We start from the raw sequence: 16822 nt of genomic DNA on the forward strand, positions 1-16822 counted from the left end.
CTCGTTCACCGCGCCAGGGTAGCGAGGGGCCGCCCGGCCGTCAGGACTCCAGCGCGACCGGCACCGGGTCCTCGGCGCTCGGGTCCGCCGGGGCCACCGGCAGCTTCGCCGTCACCGTGAAGCCGCCCGCGGGGGCTGGACCCGCCGTCAGGGAGCCACCTGCCGCGGCCAGTCGCTCGGTCAGGCCCGTGAGGCCGGTGCCGTCGGTGCCCGTGGCCGCCGTCGGGGTGCCGTTGTCGGTGACGGTGAGCCGGACCCGTTCCCCGGCGCTCTCCACGGTGATCTCGCAGCGGGTGGCGCGGCTGTGCCGGACCACGTTGGTCACCGCCTCGCGCACCACCCAGCCGAGCAGCGCCTCGGTCTGCGGGGCCAGCGGCGCCCCCGACTGCCGGACCACCGGCTCCACGCTCGCCGCAGCCAGTGCCGAGCGGGCCCGGGTCAGCTCGGTGGACAGGCTGCCCTCGCGGTAGCCGGTCACCGCCTCCCGGATCTCGGTCAGCGCCTGCCGCCCCACCGACTCGATGTCCCCGATCTGGGCCAGCGCCGCGTCCAGGTCCCGCCCGGCCAGCCGCCGCGCGGCCTCCGACTTCACCACGATCACCGACAGGGTGTGACCCAGCAGGTCGTGCAGATCGCGGGAGAAGCGCAGCCGCTCCTTCTCCACCGCCCGCCGTGCCAGCTCCTCCCGCGCGGCCCGCAGTTCCCGCACCGCCTCCGACAGGCTGAGGATCGCCGCCGTGACCATGCAGGACAGGAAGGTCGCGTACCCGATGTTCGGCGCCTCCCGCCAGCCCTCGCGCAGGCCCGCGAGGACCGCGCCGTACGCCGCGAGCAGCAGGCCGATCCTGCCGAGGTGCCGGCCGCGCAGGGTGGCGCCGGTGGCGAGGCCGAGCAGCGGGAAGAACAGCAGCCAGTTGCCGCCGTAGCCGACCGCCAGGCCCGTGGTCACCAGGCCCATCGTCAGCAGTGCCAGCCGGGTGGAGAGGGACTGGCGCTTCTCGCGGTCGAACGCGCGGAACGTGACATAGACGTAGAGGGAGTTGAAGGTGAACAGGCCCAGGCCGCCGATCCACGGGTTCTCGGCCTTGCCCTGGAGCAGATTGGAGAAGGAGCCCAGGCCCATCAGGAGCCAGGGAAGCAGCGCGAAGCCGGTCGGCGGGGGCCCCGCGTGGTCGGCGCCCCGCGCACACCTTCCCGAGCGCCGCCGCAGCACCCGCGCCCACCACGTCATGTCCGTGTCCCCCGGCCTCTCCCGCTTCACCGCGTCCGGCCGGTCGGCGGGACGACGTTCCAGGGTAGGGAAGGAGAGCCGTTGCCCGCACCGGGCGGATCGCGTCTGTGTCATGCCTACGACGGTAGGAGCGGGGCGCCGCCGCGGGCAGAGGCGTACGTACGGACTCCGGCAGTACAAATGTCACGGTCGGCCCAAGACGAAGGGGCGGGGTACGAGCCGTGTGGCCCGTACCCCGCCCCTCGCCGTATCGATCAGGCAGCCGTCCCGGCGGTCCCGCCGCCCGGGCGGCGATGGCGCCCGCTGGGGGCGCTCTCCCCGTCCCGGTCCGCGACCGGTCCCCGGTGCCGACCGTGCCCATCCGCCTCGGCGGAGACGGATCCCGGCTGGTAGACCCCGGAATCCGCGGGAGCGGACAGCGGCTGCGTCGTGCTGGTCTCGGTCATCGGAAGCATTCACCCCGTCAACATGATCGTCTTGCAGCCGGGAGAGTCTAACCAACCCCCGTGGGGCCGGGTCCAGGCGGCAGCACCGACACCGGCGGCGTCGCCGGGCGGGGGGTGAACGGCGGCCATGGCACCGCTATCCGGCGGCCGCCTTGTCGAGGGGGGCCTCCCGCAGGGGGACCGGGCGCGGGGCCTGAGGCTGGGGTTCCTGCTGCTCCGCGGGCGCGTCGGGGGCCGGGTCCGCCGCCGGAGGGGTCAGTTCTGCCACGCCGCACGGGGTCTGCGCCGTGGTGTACGGCAGTCGCAGCACGCCCTCCGCCGTCCACAGGCCGGAGCCTGCCAGCCAGCCCTCGGGGGCGGGAAGGTGGCGTACCCGGCGGTCGGTCGGGCGCCAGGTGGCGACCCAGGTGCCGAGGGGGCCGTCCACGCGGAAGGCCACCGCGCAGTTCTCCGGGGTCAGCACCTGGCCCGGCTGGATGGCGAACGGGGTCACCGTGCAGTCCGGCAGCCGGAGCGCGCCGGGGAAGCGGACCGGCAGGGTGCTGCCCATCACGCCCCAGCCCCATCGTTCCCGCCCCGGCGAGGCCGCGTCCGAGGAGATCACCAGCAGCCCGCTGTCCGGGTCGGCCAGCAGCAGCCGGTCGTCGCTGCCGGGCGCGATCTCGAGGAGCGGCGACACCTGGCCGTCCCGGCCCAGGTCCACCACGACCGTCTTGGTCCGGCCGTCCAGCTCGCGGTCCACGGCCAGCATCCGCCCCGCCGGCTCCAGCCAGACCCCGCCCGAGCACCGCCCCGGCACCTCGGCCACCCGCTCCGGCCCGGCGGTGCCCCCCGCCACCAGCCATACCGCCGTGGACGTCTCGCCCACCGCCAGCGCGTACGCCCGCTCGCCCCCCGGCGCGGGCGGCAGCAGCGCGACGTGGGTGCCGGGCTCGCACTCCACCGCGCCGACCGCCAGCTCACCGGTGCCGGGCCCGGTCGGGTACAGCAGCGAGAAGGCGTGCCGCCGCTCCACCAGGCGGTGGATCAGCACCCGCCCGTCCCCCATCGGATGCACCTCGGTGCCCGGCTCCTCCGGCTGCCCGCCGGGCAGCGGCACCGCGTACGGCTCCGGGCCGTCCAGCGTCCAGCGCTCCGGGAACCAGCTCTCCCCGTCCAGCGCGAGCCGGGCGGCGTACGCGCCGTCCGCCGTGATGGCGTACCGCGTCGTGGGCGCCTCGTGTTCCGCGCCGGCAGACGGGGATTCGATCGCACAGGCCGTCATGGTTCGGTCACCTCCGGCGACGAAGCTAGTTTTCGTACGCACGGCCGGGGGGCCGGGTTCGGGGCGCTTCACACATACGGGTGGCGCAGAAGCGATTCCTCTGAGGAAAAGGCGGGGGTGGGCGTACCGGGCCGGGGCCGCCGTACGCGGTACGGCCCCCCTGGACGGACAGGTAGCCTTTCCTCGTGCCCCGTCTGTCTGAAGTCATCGCCGCGCTGGAGACCCTGTGGCCCGCCGAGCGGGCCGAGTCCTGGGACGCGGTCGGCACGGTCACGGGCGACCCCGGCCAGGAGGTCGGTCGCGTCCTGTTCGCCGTGGACCCGGTGCAGGAGGTCGTCGACGAGGCCGTACGGCTCGGCGCGGACCTGCTCGTCACCCACCACCCGCTCTACCTGCGGGGAACGACCACGGTGGCCGCCGGCACCCCCAAGGGCCGGGTCGTGCACACGCTGATCAAGAACGACGTCGCCCTGCACGTCGCGCACACCAACGCCGACAAGGCCGACCCCGGAGTCTCCGACGCCCTCGCGGGCGCCCTGGACCTCAGGGTCACCGGCCCCCTCGTACCCGACCCCGACGACCCGGCCGGACGCCGGGGCCTGGGCCGGGTCTGCGAGCTGGACCACCCGCTGACCGTGCGTGAACTGGCCGAGCGCGCCGCCGAACGGCTGCCCGCCACCGCGCAGGGCATCCGGGTGGCCGGCGACCCCGACGCCGTCGTCCGCACGGTCGCCGTCAGCGGCGGCTCCGGCGACAGCCTCTTCGACCGGGTCCGCGCGGCCGGTGTGGACGCCTTCCTCACCGCCGACCTGCGCCACCACCCGGCATCGGAGTTCGCCGCGTCCCTCGACGAGCACCCGCTCGCCCTCCTCGACGCGGCCCACTGGGCCACCGAGTGGCCCTGGTGCGAGCTGGCCGCGGCCGAACTCGACCAGATCTCCGACCGTCACGGCTGGGGCCTCCGCGTCCACGTGTCCAAGACGGTCACCGACCCCTGGACCGCCCACGCGGCGTCCCCCGTCACCACTAGCCCCATGGGAGCCCCCAACTGAACGCCGAGCCCGCCGACCAGATCCGACTCCTCGACGTCCAGGCCCTCGACGTCCGCCTCCAGCAGCTCGCGTACAAGCGGGACGCGCTCCCCGAGCACGCCGAGATCGAGACGCTGGGCAAGGACCTCGTCCAGCTCCGCGACCTGCTGGTGGCCGCGCAGACGGAGGAGAGCGACTGCGCCCGCGAGCAGACCAAGGCCGAGCAGGACGTGGACCAGGTGCGCCGCCGCGCCACCCGTGACCAGCAGCGCCTGGACTCCGGCGCGGTCACCTCGCCCAAGGACCTCACCGGCCTCCAGCACGAGATCGCCTCCCTCGCCAAGCGCCAGGGCGACCTGGAGGACGTCGTCCTCGAGGTCATGGAGCGCCGCGAGGCCGCCCAGGCGCGGGTCGCCGAGCTGACCGAGCGGGTCGCCTCCGTGCAGGCCAAGGCCGACGACGCCACCGCCCGCCGCGACGCCGCGTTCCGCGAGCTGGACGACGAGACCGCCGCGGTGACCAAGGAGCGCGAGGTTGTCTCCGCCTCCGTCCCGGCCGACCTGCTCAAGCTGTACGACCGGCTGCGCGCCCAGGGTGGCGGTGTCGGTGCGGCCAAGCTGTACGCCCGTACCTGCCAGGGCTGCCGTCAGGAGCTGGCGATCACCGAGCTGAGCGAGATCCGCGCGGCCGCGCGCGACGCCGTGGTCCGCTGCGAGAACTGCCACCGCATCCTGGTGCGCACGTCGGAGTCGGGTCTGTAGTCGGACGGCAGGGAGCGCTGGACGTGCGGGAGTTCGTCGTCGAGGCCGACGGCGGGTCGCGGGGCAACCCCGGCCCGGCCGGGTACGGGGCCGCCGTGAGTGACGCGGCCACGGGGGAGACCCTGGCCGAGGCCGCCGAGTTCATCGGCGTCGCCACCAACAACGTCGCCGAGTACCGGGGGCTCCTCGCCGGCCTGCGCGCCGCCCACGCCCTCGACCCCGAGGCGCGGGTCGCCGTCCGCATGGACTCCAAGCTGGTCGTCGAGCAGATGTCGGGCCGCTGGAAGATCAAGCACCCCGACATGAAGCCCCTGGCCACCGAGGCCCGCGGCATCTTCCCGCCCGGCCGGGTCACCTACGAGTGGATACCGCGCGAGCGCAACAAACACGCCGACCGGCTGGCCAACGAGGCGATGGACGCGGGGGCGAAGGGCGAGGCGTGGACGCCTCGGCCTCCGGCGGTTGTCGAGCCCGACGGCCCGCCCGGCGACGCCCGTGCCGGGGCGGCGGCCGCGAGGGCGGCTCTGGCTCAGGGGCGGGCTGTACCCGCTTCCGAGTCGGTGGAGTCGACCCATGCCGCTCAGGGCGACGCCCGCGCCGCCCGTACCGTCGCCTCCGCCACCACCTCCTCGCCCGGCTGGAGCGCGGCCCCCGATCTCGGGGCGCCCGCCACCTTCGTGCTGTTGCGGCACGGGGAGACGCCGTTGACTCCGCAGAAGCGGTTCTCCGGGAGCGGGGGGAGTGATCCCGCGCTGTCGGAGGTGGGGCGGGAGCAGGCCCGGCTGGTGGCCGGGGCGCTGGCGCGGCGGGGGACCGTGCAGGCGGTCGTCGCCTCGCCGCTGGCCCGTACGCGGGAGACCGCCGGGATCGTCGCCGCCCGGCTCGGGCTGGACGTGAGCGTGGAGGACGGGCTGCGCGAGACGGACTTCGGCGCGTGGGAGGGGCTGACCTTCGGGGAGGCCCGCGAGCGCTACCCCGACGACCTGAACGCCTGGCTCGGCGACCCGGAGGCGCGTCCCACCGGCGGCGGCGAGAGCTTCGCGGAGACCGCCGAGCGGATCGAGGAGGCCCGAGCCCGGCTGGTCGCCGAGTACGCGGGCCGTACGGTGCTGCTGGTCACCCACGTCACGCCGATCAAGACCCTGCTGCGGCTCGCCCTGGGCGCCCCGCCCGAGTCCCTCTTCCGGATGGAGCTGTCGGCCGCCTCGCTGTCCGCGGTGGCGTACTACGCCGACGGGAACGCGAGCGTACGGCTGTTCAACGACACGTCCCACCTGCGTCCCTGAGCCCGGCCGCACCGCGCGCCAGCTCCTCGATCCGGGCCCAGTCCCCGGCGGCCACGGCGTCCGCCGGGACCATCCAACTGCCGCCCACGCAGCCCACGTTGGGCAGTGCGAGGTACTCCGGCGCACTTGCCTCCGCGATCCCGCCCGTGGGGCAGAAGCGGGCGTCGGGCAACGGCCCGGCGAGGGACCTGAGATAAGCCGTACCGCCCGCGGCCTGGGCCGGGAAGAACTTCATCTCCCGCACCCCGCGCTCCAGCAGCGCCACCACCTCCGAGGTGGTCGACACCCCCGGCAGGAACGGCACCCCGGACCCCCGCATGGCCGCGAGCAGCGACTCGGTCCAGCCGGGGGAGACCAGGAACCGCGCCCCCGCCGCCACGCAACGGCTCACCTGGTCCGGCGTGATCACCGTCCCGGCGCCCACCACCGCCTCGGGCACCTCCGCGGCGATGGCACGGATGCCGTCCAGCGCGGCCGGGGTGCGCAGCGTGACCTCGATCGCGGGCAGCCCCCCGGCGACCAGCGCCCGCGCCAGCGGCACGGCGTCGGCGGCGTCGGAGAGCACGACGACGGGGAGGACGGGGGCGAGATCCAGTACGGAGGCGGGGGAGGGCGCCGGTGAGGTCATGGACGCCATCGTGCCCAGGGGAAACAACCTGCGCAACGAACGTTGCACATGCTGCAACCGGCTCTAGTGGACCTCGTCCACCAGCACGTCCAGCGCCCACGGCTTCCCGGCCTTCTCCGGCGCCGCCGCCTCCACCTCGTACCCGAGGTCCCGCAGCGCGACGACCAGCCCGGCCGGGTCCTTGGGCGCGGCACCCTCGGTGAGGAGGGCGCGGACGATACGGCCCTTGGTCGCCTTGTTGAAGTGGCTGACCACCTTGCGGGTGGGCGCGTGCAGCACCCGTACCGTCGCGGTGCGCCCCGCGACCTCGCCCTTGGGCTTCCAGGCGGCGGCGTACGCGGCGGAGCGCAGGTCCAGCACCAGCCCGTCCCCGGCCGCCTCGGGCAGCACCTCGGCCATCGGTGCCCGCCAGTGCCCGGCCAGCGCGCCGAGACCGGGCAGCTTGACGCCCATGGAGCAGCGGTAGGAGGGGATGCGGTCGGTGACGCCGATCGCACCCCAGAGGCCGGAGAACACCAGCAGCGAGCGGGCCGCGCGGCGCTTGGCGGCGGGTTCGAGGGTGGCCAGACCGAGGGCGTCGTAGAGGACGCCGGTGTAGATCTCGCCCGCCGGGCGGGCGCCGGCCGTGAGCAGTCCGGCGTTCTTGGCGACCTCGCCGCGCAGCCCCTCGCTCAGCCCCAGCACCTCGCGGGCCTTCTCCGCGTCCCCGGCGCACAGCTCGACCAGCTCGGCGAGCACGGCCTGCCGGGCGGCGGTGAGACCGGGCAGGGACAGCGACTCGGGCTTCAGCGGGGCACCCCGGCCCGAGGACGCCTTCCCCTCCGACGGGGGCAGCAGGACCAGCACGGACAACTCCTTCTCTCGGCCTCCGCGCCAGCGTACGGGCCCCGGCCGCCGGTCCGTGCCGCCCGTCCGGCCCGGTACCATGGTCGGCACGGCAGACGAGCCGGGCGGACGGCCGCGTGGAGTCCCTTACGGGGCTTCCCGAGGAACGTCCGGGCTCCACAGGGCAGGGTGGTGGCTAACGGCCACCCGAGGCGACTCGCGGGACAGTGCCACAGAGAACAGACCGCCCCGCGCCCCGGCGCGAGGTAAGGGTGAAACGGTGGTGTAAGAGACCACCAGTGCCCAGGGTGACCTGGGCAGCTAGGTAAACCCCACCCGGAGCAAGGTCAAAAGGAAACACCCCGGTGTTTCTGCGCGGACGATCGAGGGCTGCCCGCCCGAGTCCGCGGGTAGACCGCACGAGGCCGGTGGCAACACCGGCCCTAGATGGATGGCCGTCACCGGGACGCCCGCGAGGGCTCCCGGAACAGAACCCGGCGTACAGCCCGACTCGTCTGTCGTACCCCCCCGAGAGGCCCCTGAGGGCTCTACTCCTCGAACAGCACTTCCTGCTCCGTGATCACCGTCTGTCGCAGGCGGCGGTTGCGCGCGCCGATGACCAGGGCCGTGGCGGCCGCCGTGACGCCGAGGGCCGTGGGGACCATCCAGTTCCGGTCGAAGACGTGGCCGAGCAGGTGGTCGAGGGAGAGGCGGCCGGGGCCGGTCACGGCGAGGCCGGCGGATGCCAGGCCGAGGCTGGCCGCGTACTCGTAGCCGCCCTCCTGGGCGAAGAAGCCGTTGGGGACGTGCAGGGCCGCCGCGCCCGCCATCGCGCCGGCCGCCGCCGCGCCCGCCGCGGGGGTCGCGAGGCCGAGGGCGAGCAGGACGCCGCCGCCCGCCTCCGCGACGCCCGCCGCCGTCGCGCTCGCCTTGCCCGGTGCGAAGCCCACGGACTCCATGAACTGGCCGGTGCCCACGAGCCCGTGCCCGCCGAACCAGCCGAACAGCTTCTGCGCGCCGTGCGCGGCCAGTACCCCGCCGGTGCTCAGCCTGAGCAGCAGCAGACCCACGTCGCGTCGGTCGTAACAGGTCATGGTGACTCCCTTTCCCTTGCGTCCACCGTCGCACCGGGTACCCCGTCCGGCCTCCCGGACCGGGCGTCCGGGTGGTGCGGGTGGGGGTACGTCCGGTGGCAGGGGGCGGGGAGCGGTGTGAGCCTGACGCCATGACGATTCAGCCCGCCAAGCTGCGCGACCCGGCCGTCCGGGCCTTCGTGCACGCCGTCAACTCCCGTGACCGCGAAGGCTTCATGTCCCTCCTCGCACCTGGCGCGACCATGGCCGACGACGGCGCCGACCGCGACCTCGCCGTCTGGATCGACCAGGAGATCTTCTCCGCCCACGGTCATCTGGAGGTCGACAACGAGTCCCGGGGTGGGCGCGCGCTCGTCGCCCGGTACCGCAACGACACCTGGGGCGAGATGCGTACCCGGTGGACGTTCACCGTGGCCGACGACGGGCGGATCTCCCGGTTCGAGACAGGTCAGGCATAAGGGGACAGGGGCTCGGCGGGGGCTGTCGCACGATCGGTCCATCGGACTTTCATAAGAGTGCAAAGTCCTGGCCGGGGAACCACCTCCCCCCGGTAAGGGCCGTCCGGAGCCGGTGTACGGCCCCCGGGTGCGTGAATGTTCCCCGCTCAGCCGACGTGCCCTTCTCGGTCTCGCGGCGGCCGCCGTCCCCCTGACCGCCACCGCCCCCGCCTCCGCCGCCGGGGCGAGATCCGCGGGGACGAGATCCGCGGGGACGGGCGTCGTCGGCGGTGAGCGGCTCGGCCTCGGCGGGGTCCAGGTGCGGGCGGCCGGGCTGCCGAAGAAGCTCACCGCCCAGGCGTGGCTCGTCGCCGACCGGGACACCGGGGAGGTGCTCGCCTCGTACAACGCGCACCGGCGGCTCGCGCCCGCGTCCACGCTGAAGATGCTGTTCGCGGACACCGTGCTGCCCAAGTTCGCCCCGGAGCAGCGGCACCGGGTCACCGAAGCCGACCTCGCCGACATACCGTCAGGCTCCAGCCTGGTCGGCGTCCAGGCCGGGACCACGTACACCGTCGAGCAGCTCTGGCAGGGCGTGTTCCTGCGCTCGGGCAACGACGCCGTGCACGTGCTGGCCCACATGAACGGCGGTATCGCCCGCACGGTCGCCGAGATGCAGGCCAGGGCCGAGCATCTGCACGCCCTCGACACCCATGTGGTCAGCCCGGACGGCTTCGACCACAAGGGCCAGATCTCCTCGGCGTACGACCTCACGCTGTTCGCCCGCGCCGGGCTGAAGAACCCCGACTTCCGGCGCCACTGCGGGACGCGCACCGCCGACTTCCCGGCGGGCGGCAAGAAGACCTTCCAGATCCAGAACACCGACCGCCTGCTCACCGGGGCGTGGGGGCTCAGGCCGTACGCGGGGCTGCTCGGCGTCAAGAACGGCTATACCAGCCACGCGGGCAACACCTTCACCGGCGCCGCCACCCGTGGCGGCCGCACCCTCCTGGTCACCGTGATGCACCCCGCCGAGGGCAGCAACGCGGTCTACGAGCAGACCGCCGCCCTCCTCGACTGGGGCTTCGGCGCGGGCCGCGCCGCCCAGCCGGTCGGCCTGCTCGCCGCCCCCGGCGGCACGAACGGCAGCCGCCCGACCGTCAGCCCCCTCCCGTCCGAACACCCCGCCCACGCCTCCACCACCCCGCCCGGCCCCTCCACCCTCCGCCTCACCGAGGGTGCAGCCGGCACGGCGGCGCTACTGGGCGCGGGCGCCTGGGCGATCCTGCGCCGCCGCCGGGCAGGTACGGCGGAGGCCCCCGCCGAGGCGGCACCGCAACAGGGCGGTGGCCGCCACCGCCGCTGACGCCCCACCCACACCGGTTCTGCCCTCGTCGTACACATGTCCCCCCGCACCATCCCGGAGCTGAGACCATGGGGGCGTCGTCCGGGGTTCTGGCTGGGAGGGGTTGTATGGGTGAGCGGGATGTCGTGACGGCTTTGGGGGTGGAGGCCGCTCAAGGGGCGGCCGGAGTCGCGGAGCGGCCGCGGGGGGTGCTCGTCACCTTCATGCTCGGGGCGCTCACCGCCACCACACCGCTGGCGATGGACATGTACCTGCCCTCGCTGCCGGAGGTCACCCGGACCCTGCACGCGCCCGCCGCCACCGTGCAGCTCACCCTCACCGCCTGTCTGGCCGGGATGGCGCTCGGGCAACTGGTCGTCGGGCCGATGAGCGACCGGTGGGGGCGGCGGCGCCCGCTGCTGACCGGGCTCGCCGTGTACCTCGTCGCCACCGCCCTGTGCGCGTTCGCGCCCACCGTCGAGACGCTGGTCGCCTTCCGGCTGGCGCAGGGTCTCGCGGGCGCGGCCGGCATCGTCATCGCGCGGGCCGTCGTACGCGACCTGTACGACGGGGTCGCCATGGCCCGCTTCTTCTCCACCCTGATGCTGATATCCGGGGTCGCCCCGATCGTCGCCCCGCTGATCGGCGGGCAGATCCTGAGGGTGACCGACTGGCGGGGCGTGTTCGTCGTCCTCACCGGCATCGGGGCCGTGCTCACCGCGCTGGTCTGGCTGCGGCTGCCCGAGACGCTGCCGCCCGCGGAACGGCACCGGGGCGGAGTGAAGGAGTCCCTGCGCACCATGCGCGGCCTCCTCGCCGACCTGCCCTTCACCGGCTACCTCCTCGCGGGCGGCTTCGCGTTCGCCGCGCTGTTCGCGTACGTCTCGGCGTCCCCGTTCGTCGTCCAGGAGGTCTACGGCGCCTCGCCGCAGACCTTCAGCCTGCTGTTCGGGCTGAACTCGGTCGGTCTGGTCCTCGCGGGGCAGATCAACGGCAAGCTGCTGGTGGGCCGGGTCCGGCTGGACCGGGTGCTCGCCTGCGGCCTCGCGGTGATCGCGCTGGCCGCGACCGCGCTGCTGCTCATGGCCACCGGGGTGTTCGGCGAGGCCGGGCTCGCGCCCGTCGCCGCCGCGCTGTTCGTGCTGATGTCGGCGATGGGCTTCACCATGCCCAACACCCAGGCGCTCGCCCTGCTGCGCACCCGACACGCCGCCGGTTCGGCCTCAGCGCTGCTCGGCACGACCTCCTTCCTGATCGGCGCGGTCGCCTCCCCGCTCGTCGGGATCGCCGGGGAGCGCACCGCCGTCCCGATGGCCGTCGTCCAGTTGGCGGCCGCGCTGGTCGCGGGCGTCTGCTTCATGGGACTGTGCCGTCCCTGGAAGGCGGACGCGGGCCCGGAGGGAGCGGACCACTGAGCGCACCGAGACTCCGTCCCGGCACCCCCGAGCGGGCCGGGCTCGACCCCGCGGGGATGGCCCGCCTCACCGACGACCTGCACGCACTCACCGCCGGCGCGCACCCCTGGGCGGCCGGGGCCGTCGCGGTGGCCGGGCGCGGGCCGGTGATCGCGGTCGCCGAGGCGTCGGGGTGGGCCGTGCGGTACGCCGCCTGGGACGCCAAGTCGGGCACCGGCGTCGAACTGCCGCCCGCCGAGCGGGTGCCGGTCACCCTGGACACCCCCTTCGACCTCGCCTCGCTCACCAAGCTGTTCACGTCCGTCGCGGCGCTCCAGCAGATAGAGCGGGGCACCCTCGGGATCGACGCCCGTGTGGGCGCGTACCTGCCCGAGTTCACCGGGGCGGCCGAACACGGCGTCACCGTACGGCAGTTGCTCACCCACACCGCCGGGCTCGCGCCCGAACTCCCGCTGTACGACTACCGCGACCTCACCGCCCGCCTGGCCCGGCTCCGCGCGGAGCCGCCGACGTCGAAGGTGGGGGAGTACCTGTACTCCGACCTCGGCATGCTGCTCCTGCAGTTCGTGCTGGAGCGGATCACCGGGCGGACCCTGGACGTGCTGATCGCCGACGGCATCACCCGCCCGCTGGGCATGACGGCGACCTCGTACGGGCCCCGCCCCGACGCCGCGGCCACCGAGGACCAGCGGCGGCCCTGGGCCAAGGCGGACCGGGGGATGCTGCGGGGCGTCGTCCACGACGAGAACGCCTGGGCGCTCGGCGGGGTCGCGGGCCACGCGGGCCTCTTCTCCACCGGCCCCGACCTCGCCGTCTTCTGCCGCGCGCTCCTCGCGGGCGGCGCGTACGGGCCCGCCCGCATCCTCGGCCCCGACTTCGTCGAACTCCTCCTCACCCCACCAGGTCTCGGCTTCGCCCTCGACCAGCACTGGTTCATGGGCACCCTCTCGGGCCACGGCGCCGCCGGCCACACGGGCTTCACCGGCACGTCGCTCGTCCTCGACCCGTCGACGGACACGTTCCTGGTCCTCCTGGCGAACACGGTCCACCCGGTCCGCCGCCCACCCGACAGCCACCCCCGAGCGGCCCTGGCATCGCGCCTGGCCAAGGCGGTACGCGACGCCTAGTGGCGCAGGCCCGCGTACGCCGTCGCGCACCTGAGAGAATCGTCGGGTGAACGCCCCCACCCCCACCGCCGACACCCTCCGCTCCACCCTCGCCGGGGTGCTGGACGGGTTGCCGCCCCGGCAGGCGGCCTCCGCTGTCGAGCGGCTCATCGCCAATTACCGGGGGGACACCCCGACGAACGCGCCGATCCTGCGGGACCGGGCCGACGTGGCGGCCTACGCGGCGTACCGGATGCCCGCGACGTTCGAGGCGGTGCGGGCGGCGTTGGAGGCGTTCGCGGACGCGGTGCCGGAGTGGGTGCCGGGCAGCCATGTGGACATCGGGGGCGGGACCGGCGCCGCTACCTGGGCCGTGGCCGCCACCTGGGACGGGGAGCGCCCGGTGACCGTGCTGGACTGGGCCGAGCCCGCGCTCGCCCTCGGGCGGGAGATCGCCGGTTCGCATCCCGCGCTGCGCGGGGCCGAATGGCGGCGGGCCCGGATCGGGGCCGCGCTGGAGCTGCCGGACACCGACCTGGTCACCGTGTCGTACGTCCTCAACGAGCTGTCCGGGCCCGACCGGACCGCCCTCGTCGACGCGGCCGCCGCTGCCGCGCGGTCCGTCGTCATCGTGGAGGCCGGGACCCCGGCGGGGTACGAGCGGATCATCGAGGCCCGTGACCGGCTGATCGCGGCCGGGTTCCGGGTCGCCGCACCCTGCCCGCACAGCTCGCCGTGCCCGATCGTGCCCGGCACCGACTGGTGCCACTTCGCCGCGCGGGTCAGCCGTTCCTCACTGCACCGGCAGGTCAAGGGCGGCTCGCTGGCGTACGAGGACGAGAAGTTCAGCTACGTCGCCGCGACCCGGCTGCCCGCCGACCCGGCCCCCGCCCGCGTCGTCCGGCGCCCCCAGATCCGTAAGGGGCAGGTGCTGCTCGATCTCTGCGAGGCGGACGAGCGGTTGCGGCGGACGACCGTCACCAAGCGGCACGGTGATCTGTACAAGGCGGCCCGCGACGCCGAGTGGGGCGATGCCTGGCCGCCGTTGGGGAATGACTAGCCCCCGGAACGCCTTTCCCTGGCAAAGAAAGGGAAAAATCGCGCATACCCCGTCATTGTGAGGTATGTCTCGCCAGGTTCCTTCATATCCGTGCTCGACCTCCCCGCGGCGCAGGATGATGGGACGATGAGGCATGCTGTCCGCACCACAGCGAGGCGAGGGGACAGATGAGCGCGACGTTCGGCGGCCGGTCCGGCCGGCAGGGCAGGATCTCCCAGTGGCTGCGTGGACGGCGCCCCAAGGACGAGACCGCCGACGACGGCGGCCGTGAGTCGATGCTGCTCGCCACCGCCGGGGCCGGGCTGCCGCTGGCGCCCGCCGCCTACCCCGCGCCCGGTTACGGCTGCTCGTGCGACCGCGTCGGCTGTCCCACCCCCGCCCGGCACCCGGTGTCCTTCGCCTGGCAGACCCAGTCGACCACCGACCGTGCGCAGATCGAGCGGTGGGCCCGTGATCAGCCCGAGGCCAACTTCATCACCGCCACCGGTATGACCCACGACGTCCTCGACGTCCCGCTCGATGCCGGCCGTGCCGCCCTCGACCGGCTGCTCGGCGAGGGTGTGGAGGTCGGTCCGGTCGCCGAGAGCGACGACGGCCGCATGCTCTTCTTCACCCAGACCCGGGGCACTCCCGAGGACGAGGACGAGTGGTGGCCCTGCGAGCTGGACTGCCACCCCGAGACGATGGACGAACACCCCGGCCTCCGCTGGCACTGCCGCGGCTCGTACGTCCTGGTCCCCCCGGCCCGCCTCCCCGGCGCCCCGACGCGCGGAGTCCGCTGGGTCCGTGGCCCGGAACACCCGCTGCCCGAGCCCCTGACCTTGCTGGAATCCCTGACGGACGCCTGCGCCCGCCACGCCGGTACGGAAGCGGACCACCACGCAGGCACAGCCTGGCCGTCCCGCCACTGAACGCTTCGCGCGGCGACAGACTTCCGGCCTTCGGCCGGATCTGGTTCCCCCCGCACCACCCGTGCGCTTTCGGCTGGTGCGGGTGGGGAAGACCCGCCTACTCGCCCTGCGCAGCGGTCAGCCCCTGCACGCGCCCCACCACCGACACCGGCCCCCCGCCCGCGGGGTCGACCGCTGCCTGGTTGGAGACGAACTCCAGCGTCAGGGACTGCTTGACCTCGCCCTTGGTGAGCGCCTGGACGTCCCGGTTGGGCACGGCCACCGACGTCCCGGCGGCAGCCGTCCGCTTCTCGTAGTGGTGGGAGGCGAAGAACACCAGCGCACCCCCGTCCACCGTACGAAGCGCCAGCGGAGCGAAGTCGTCACGGGTCAGCGGCTCATCGATGTACTGCCGCACCAGCCCCGGCTTACGGGCCTGCTGAGCCCGGACGGTCCGCCACCCACTGGTACTCGGGCCGTCGGCGAACGTCTTGCCCCCGTCCCGCAGATACTCCGCGTACCGCGAACTCAGGTCACCGGACGGCACGGCCTCGGCCCAACCATCCGCTCCCACCCGGAACTTCGGCACCTGCCCGGCGGGCACCAGCGTCAGGTACGCCACCCGCCAAGCCTGATCGAGCCCACCCCGTACGAACACCATCAACCACCGCGCGGAACCCCCCTTGTTGCCCTTGGCATCCGCCACGAACCACCGAGGCCAGCCGGCCTTGGCGGGAATGGTGAACTTCGCATCGGTCAAGGTCAGCGGAGTGTGCCGAGAGTTCCCACCCGGACTGTTCGCATGCCCCGCCTTCAACCGGGCGGAGTCGATCGCGGCGAACGCCCCGGTGACATACCCGGCGTCGAGAGAACTGTCGTAGGCCCGGTCGGCCTTGTTGTACGCGTCCGTGAACCGGGCCAGAGCGCGACCGGCCTCCGCACGGCTCGCCGCCGGCAGCACCTCACGTTCGCCGTGCACGACGACACACCCGCTGGTCATCAGCGCGCAGGCGGCCAGCGAGGCCGCTATGAGTGCCCTCCGGTTCCGGCCGCGAGGCCCACGACCGCTGCGATCCCTGCTCATCAGGCGACGTCACCTTCCCCTTCCCGGAGGCGAACCCTACCGGGAGGGGAGGAGCGCCCGGCCCCCCGAGGGGCCGCTACTTCGCCGCGCTCGCCGCCGTCGCGCCCGTACGCCCGGAGACGCGGGAGGGAAGCAGGAACACCGTCAGCACCGGCACCAGATACAGCAGCCACACCGTGAGCTGGAGGACCGTGGGGTCGGGCTGGAAGTTGAAGACACCCTTGAGCAGCGTCCCGTACCAGCTGTCCGGCGGGATCGTGTCGCTGATGTCGAAGGCCAGGTTCGTCAGCCCCGGCACCCAGCCCGCCTCCTGGAGGTCGTGGAAGCCGTACGCGAGGACACCCGCCGCGACCACGACCAGCATCCCCCCGGTCCAGGTGAAGAACTTCGCCAGGTTGATGCGCAGCGCACCTCGGTAGAACAGCCACCCCAGCAGCACCGCCGTGGCGATACCGAGGGCGACGCCGATCAGCGGCCGCGGCGTGCCGTCGCTCGCCGCGTGCACCGACGCCCACACGAACAGCGCGGTCTCCAGTCCTTCCCGGCCCACGGCGAGGAACGCGGTGGCGACCAGCGCGCCCGTACCCATGGCGAGGGCGGCGTCGAGGCGGCCGTGCAGCTCGGACTTGAGGTGCCGGGCGGTGCGCCGCATCCAGAACACCATCCACGTCACCAGGCCGACCGCGACGATGGACAGCGAGCCGCCCAGCGCCTCCTGCGCCTGGAACGTCAGCTCCTGCGAGCCGAATTCGAGCGCGCTGCCGAAGCCCAGGGCGAGCGCGACCGCGATGGCGATGCCGGTCCAGATCGGCCGAAGCGCCTCGCGGCGGCCGGTCTTGACCAGATAGGCGATCAGGATGCAGACGACGAGCGACGCCTCAAGACCCTCGCGCAGACCGATCAGGTAGTTGGAGAACAC

The 16822-nt window shown here is 73.9% G+C and carries 15 protein-coding genes, 1 other RNA gene and 1 pseudogene; 10 read left to right on the forward strand and 7 right to left on the reverse strand.

Annotated elements, in window-relative coordinates:
- Nucleotides 1–40: 40 nt before the first annotated feature.
- Both OG448_RS21570 and OG448_RS21575 read right to left on the reverse strand, forming a co-directional pair.
- Nucleotides 41–1231, reverse strand: a complete 1191-nt coding sequence (locus tag OG448_RS21570; RefSeq protein WP_405558883.1) for a sensor histidine kinase — start codon at nucleotides 1229–1231, stop codon at nucleotides 41–43.
- A 582-nt stretch (nucleotides 1232–1813) separates the two neighbouring features.
- Nucleotides 1814–2941, reverse strand: coding sequence for a hypothetical protein (locus tag OG448_RS21575; protein WP_405556096.1), 1128 nt, complete (start codon nucleotides 2939–2941; stop codon nucleotides 1814–1816).
- A 185-nt stretch (nucleotides 2942–3126) separates the two neighbouring features.
- On the opposite strand from OG448_RS21575, the gene OG448_RS21580 reads away from it, so the two are divergent.
- Genes OG448_RS21580 through OG448_RS21590 form a run of 3 tightly spaced genes read left to right on the forward strand, consistent with a single transcriptional unit; the run spans nucleotide 3127 to nucleotide 6019 of the window.
- A complete protein-coding gene (locus tag OG448_RS21580) occupies nucleotides 3127–3993 on the forward strand; it encodes a Nif3-like dinuclear metal center hexameric protein (protein ID WP_405556098.1) in 867 nt (288 codons plus the stop codon).
- A complete protein-coding gene (locus OG448_RS21585; protein ID WP_405558885.1) occupies nucleotides 3990–4733 on the forward strand; it encodes a zinc ribbon domain-containing protein in 744 nt (247 codons plus the stop codon). The genes OG448_RS21580 and OG448_RS21585 overlap by 4 nt, the downstream gene beginning before the upstream one ends.
- Before the next feature lie 23 nt (nucleotides 4734–4756).
- Nucleotides 4757–6019: a bifunctional RNase H/acid phosphatase gene (locus OG448_RS21590; protein ID WP_405556100.1), complete on the forward strand. Its 1263-nt coding sequence runs from the start codon at nucleotides 4757–4759 to the stop codon at nucleotides 6017–6019.
- Here OG448_RS21590 and OG448_RS21595 read toward each other — a convergent pair.
- Together OG448_RS21595 and yaaA are read right to left on the reverse strand one after the other, a co-directional pair.
- A complete protein-coding gene (locus OG448_RS21595) occupies nucleotides 5991–6647 on the reverse strand; it encodes a bifunctional 4-hydroxy-2-oxoglutarate aldolase/2-dehydro-3-deoxy-phosphogluconate aldolase (RefSeq protein ID WP_405556102.1) in 657 nt (218 codons plus the stop codon). The genes OG448_RS21590 and OG448_RS21595 overlap by 29 nt on opposite strands.
- 63 nt (nucleotides 6648–6710) lie before the next feature.
- Nucleotides 6711–7493 (reverse strand): peroxide stress protein YaaA, encoded by a 783-nt coding sequence (yaaA, locus tag OG448_RS21600; protein ID WP_405556103.1) that lies wholly within the window; start codon nucleotides 7491–7493, stop codon nucleotides 6711–6713.
- Nucleotides 7494–7589: 96 nt separating this feature from the next.
- On the opposite strand from yaaA, the gene rnpB reads away from it, so the two are divergent.
- Nucleotides 7590–7990, forward strand: an RNA gene (gene rnpB / locus OG448_RS21605) — RNase P RNA component class A.
- A gap of 30 nt (nucleotides 7991–8020) precedes the next feature.
- On the opposite strand, the gene OG448_RS21610 is transcribed toward rnpB, so the two are convergent.
- Complete coding sequence (locus OG448_RS21610; RefSeq protein WP_391291566.1) at nucleotides 8021–8566, reverse strand: DoxX family membrane protein; 546 nt, start codon at nucleotides 8564–8566, stop codon at nucleotides 8021–8023.
- A gap of 131 nt (nucleotides 8567–8697) precedes the next feature.
- Here OG448_RS21610 and OG448_RS21615 point away from each other — a divergent pair, with 131 nt between their 5' ends.
- The 6 genes from OG448_RS21615 to OG448_RS21640 all read left to right on the forward strand — a co-directional run bounded on the left by OG448_RS21615 (nucleotide 8698) and on the right by OG448_RS21640 (nucleotide 14840).
- A complete protein-coding gene (locus OG448_RS21615; protein WP_405556105.1) occupies nucleotides 8698–9024 on the forward strand; it encodes a nuclear transport factor 2 family protein in 327 nt (108 codons plus the stop codon).
- A gap of 127 nt (nucleotides 9025–9151) precedes the next feature.
- Nucleotides 9152–10369: a D-alanyl-D-alanine carboxypeptidase family protein gene (locus OG448_RS21620; RefSeq protein ID WP_405556107.1), complete on the forward strand. Its 1218-nt coding sequence runs from the start codon at nucleotides 9152–9154 to the stop codon at nucleotides 10367–10369.
- A gap of 107 nt (nucleotides 10370–10476) precedes the next feature.
- Nucleotides 10477–11763 (forward strand): multidrug effflux MFS transporter, encoded by a 1287-nt coding sequence (locus tag OG448_RS21625; protein ID WP_405556108.1) that lies wholly within the window; start codon nucleotides 10477–10479, stop codon nucleotides 11761–11763.
- On the forward strand, nucleotides 11715–12890 hold the full coding sequence (locus OG448_RS21630; protein ID WP_405556110.1) for a serine hydrolase domain-containing protein: 1176 nt from the start codon (nucleotides 11715–11717) through the stop codon (nucleotides 12888–12890). Before OG448_RS21625 ends, OG448_RS21630 begins: the two co-directional genes overlap by 49 nt.
- 46 nt (nucleotides 12891–12936) lie before the next feature.
- Complete coding sequence (locus OG448_RS21635) at nucleotides 12937–13929, forward strand: small ribosomal subunit Rsm22 family protein (RefSeq protein WP_405556112.1); 993 nt, start codon at nucleotides 12937–12939, stop codon at nucleotides 13927–13929.
- A 167-nt stretch (nucleotides 13930–14096) separates the two neighbouring features.
- Nucleotides 14097–14840, forward strand: a complete 744-nt coding sequence (locus tag OG448_RS21640; RefSeq protein WP_405556113.1) for a bifunctional DNA primase/polymerase — start codon at nucleotides 14097–14099, stop codon at nucleotides 14838–14840.
- 97 nt (nucleotides 14841–14937) lie between these two features.
- Here OG448_RS21640 and OG448_RS21645 read toward each other — a convergent pair whose 3' ends face one another.
- Complete coding sequence (locus OG448_RS21645; RefSeq protein WP_405556115.1) at nucleotides 14938–15903, reverse strand: hypothetical protein; 966 nt, start codon at nucleotides 15901–15903, stop codon at nucleotides 14938–14940.
- Nucleotides 15875–16822: pseudogene (efeU, locus tag OG448_RS21650) on the reverse strand (iron uptake transporter permease EfeU); the annotation flags it as partial. The gene OG448_RS21645 and the pseudogene efeU, both read right to left, overlap by 29 nt.

The sequence above is a fragment of the Streptomyces sp. NBC_01171 genome (genome assembly GCF_045039805.1).
GTDB lineage: Bacteria > Actinomycetota > Actinomycetes > Streptomycetales > Streptomycetaceae > Streptomyces.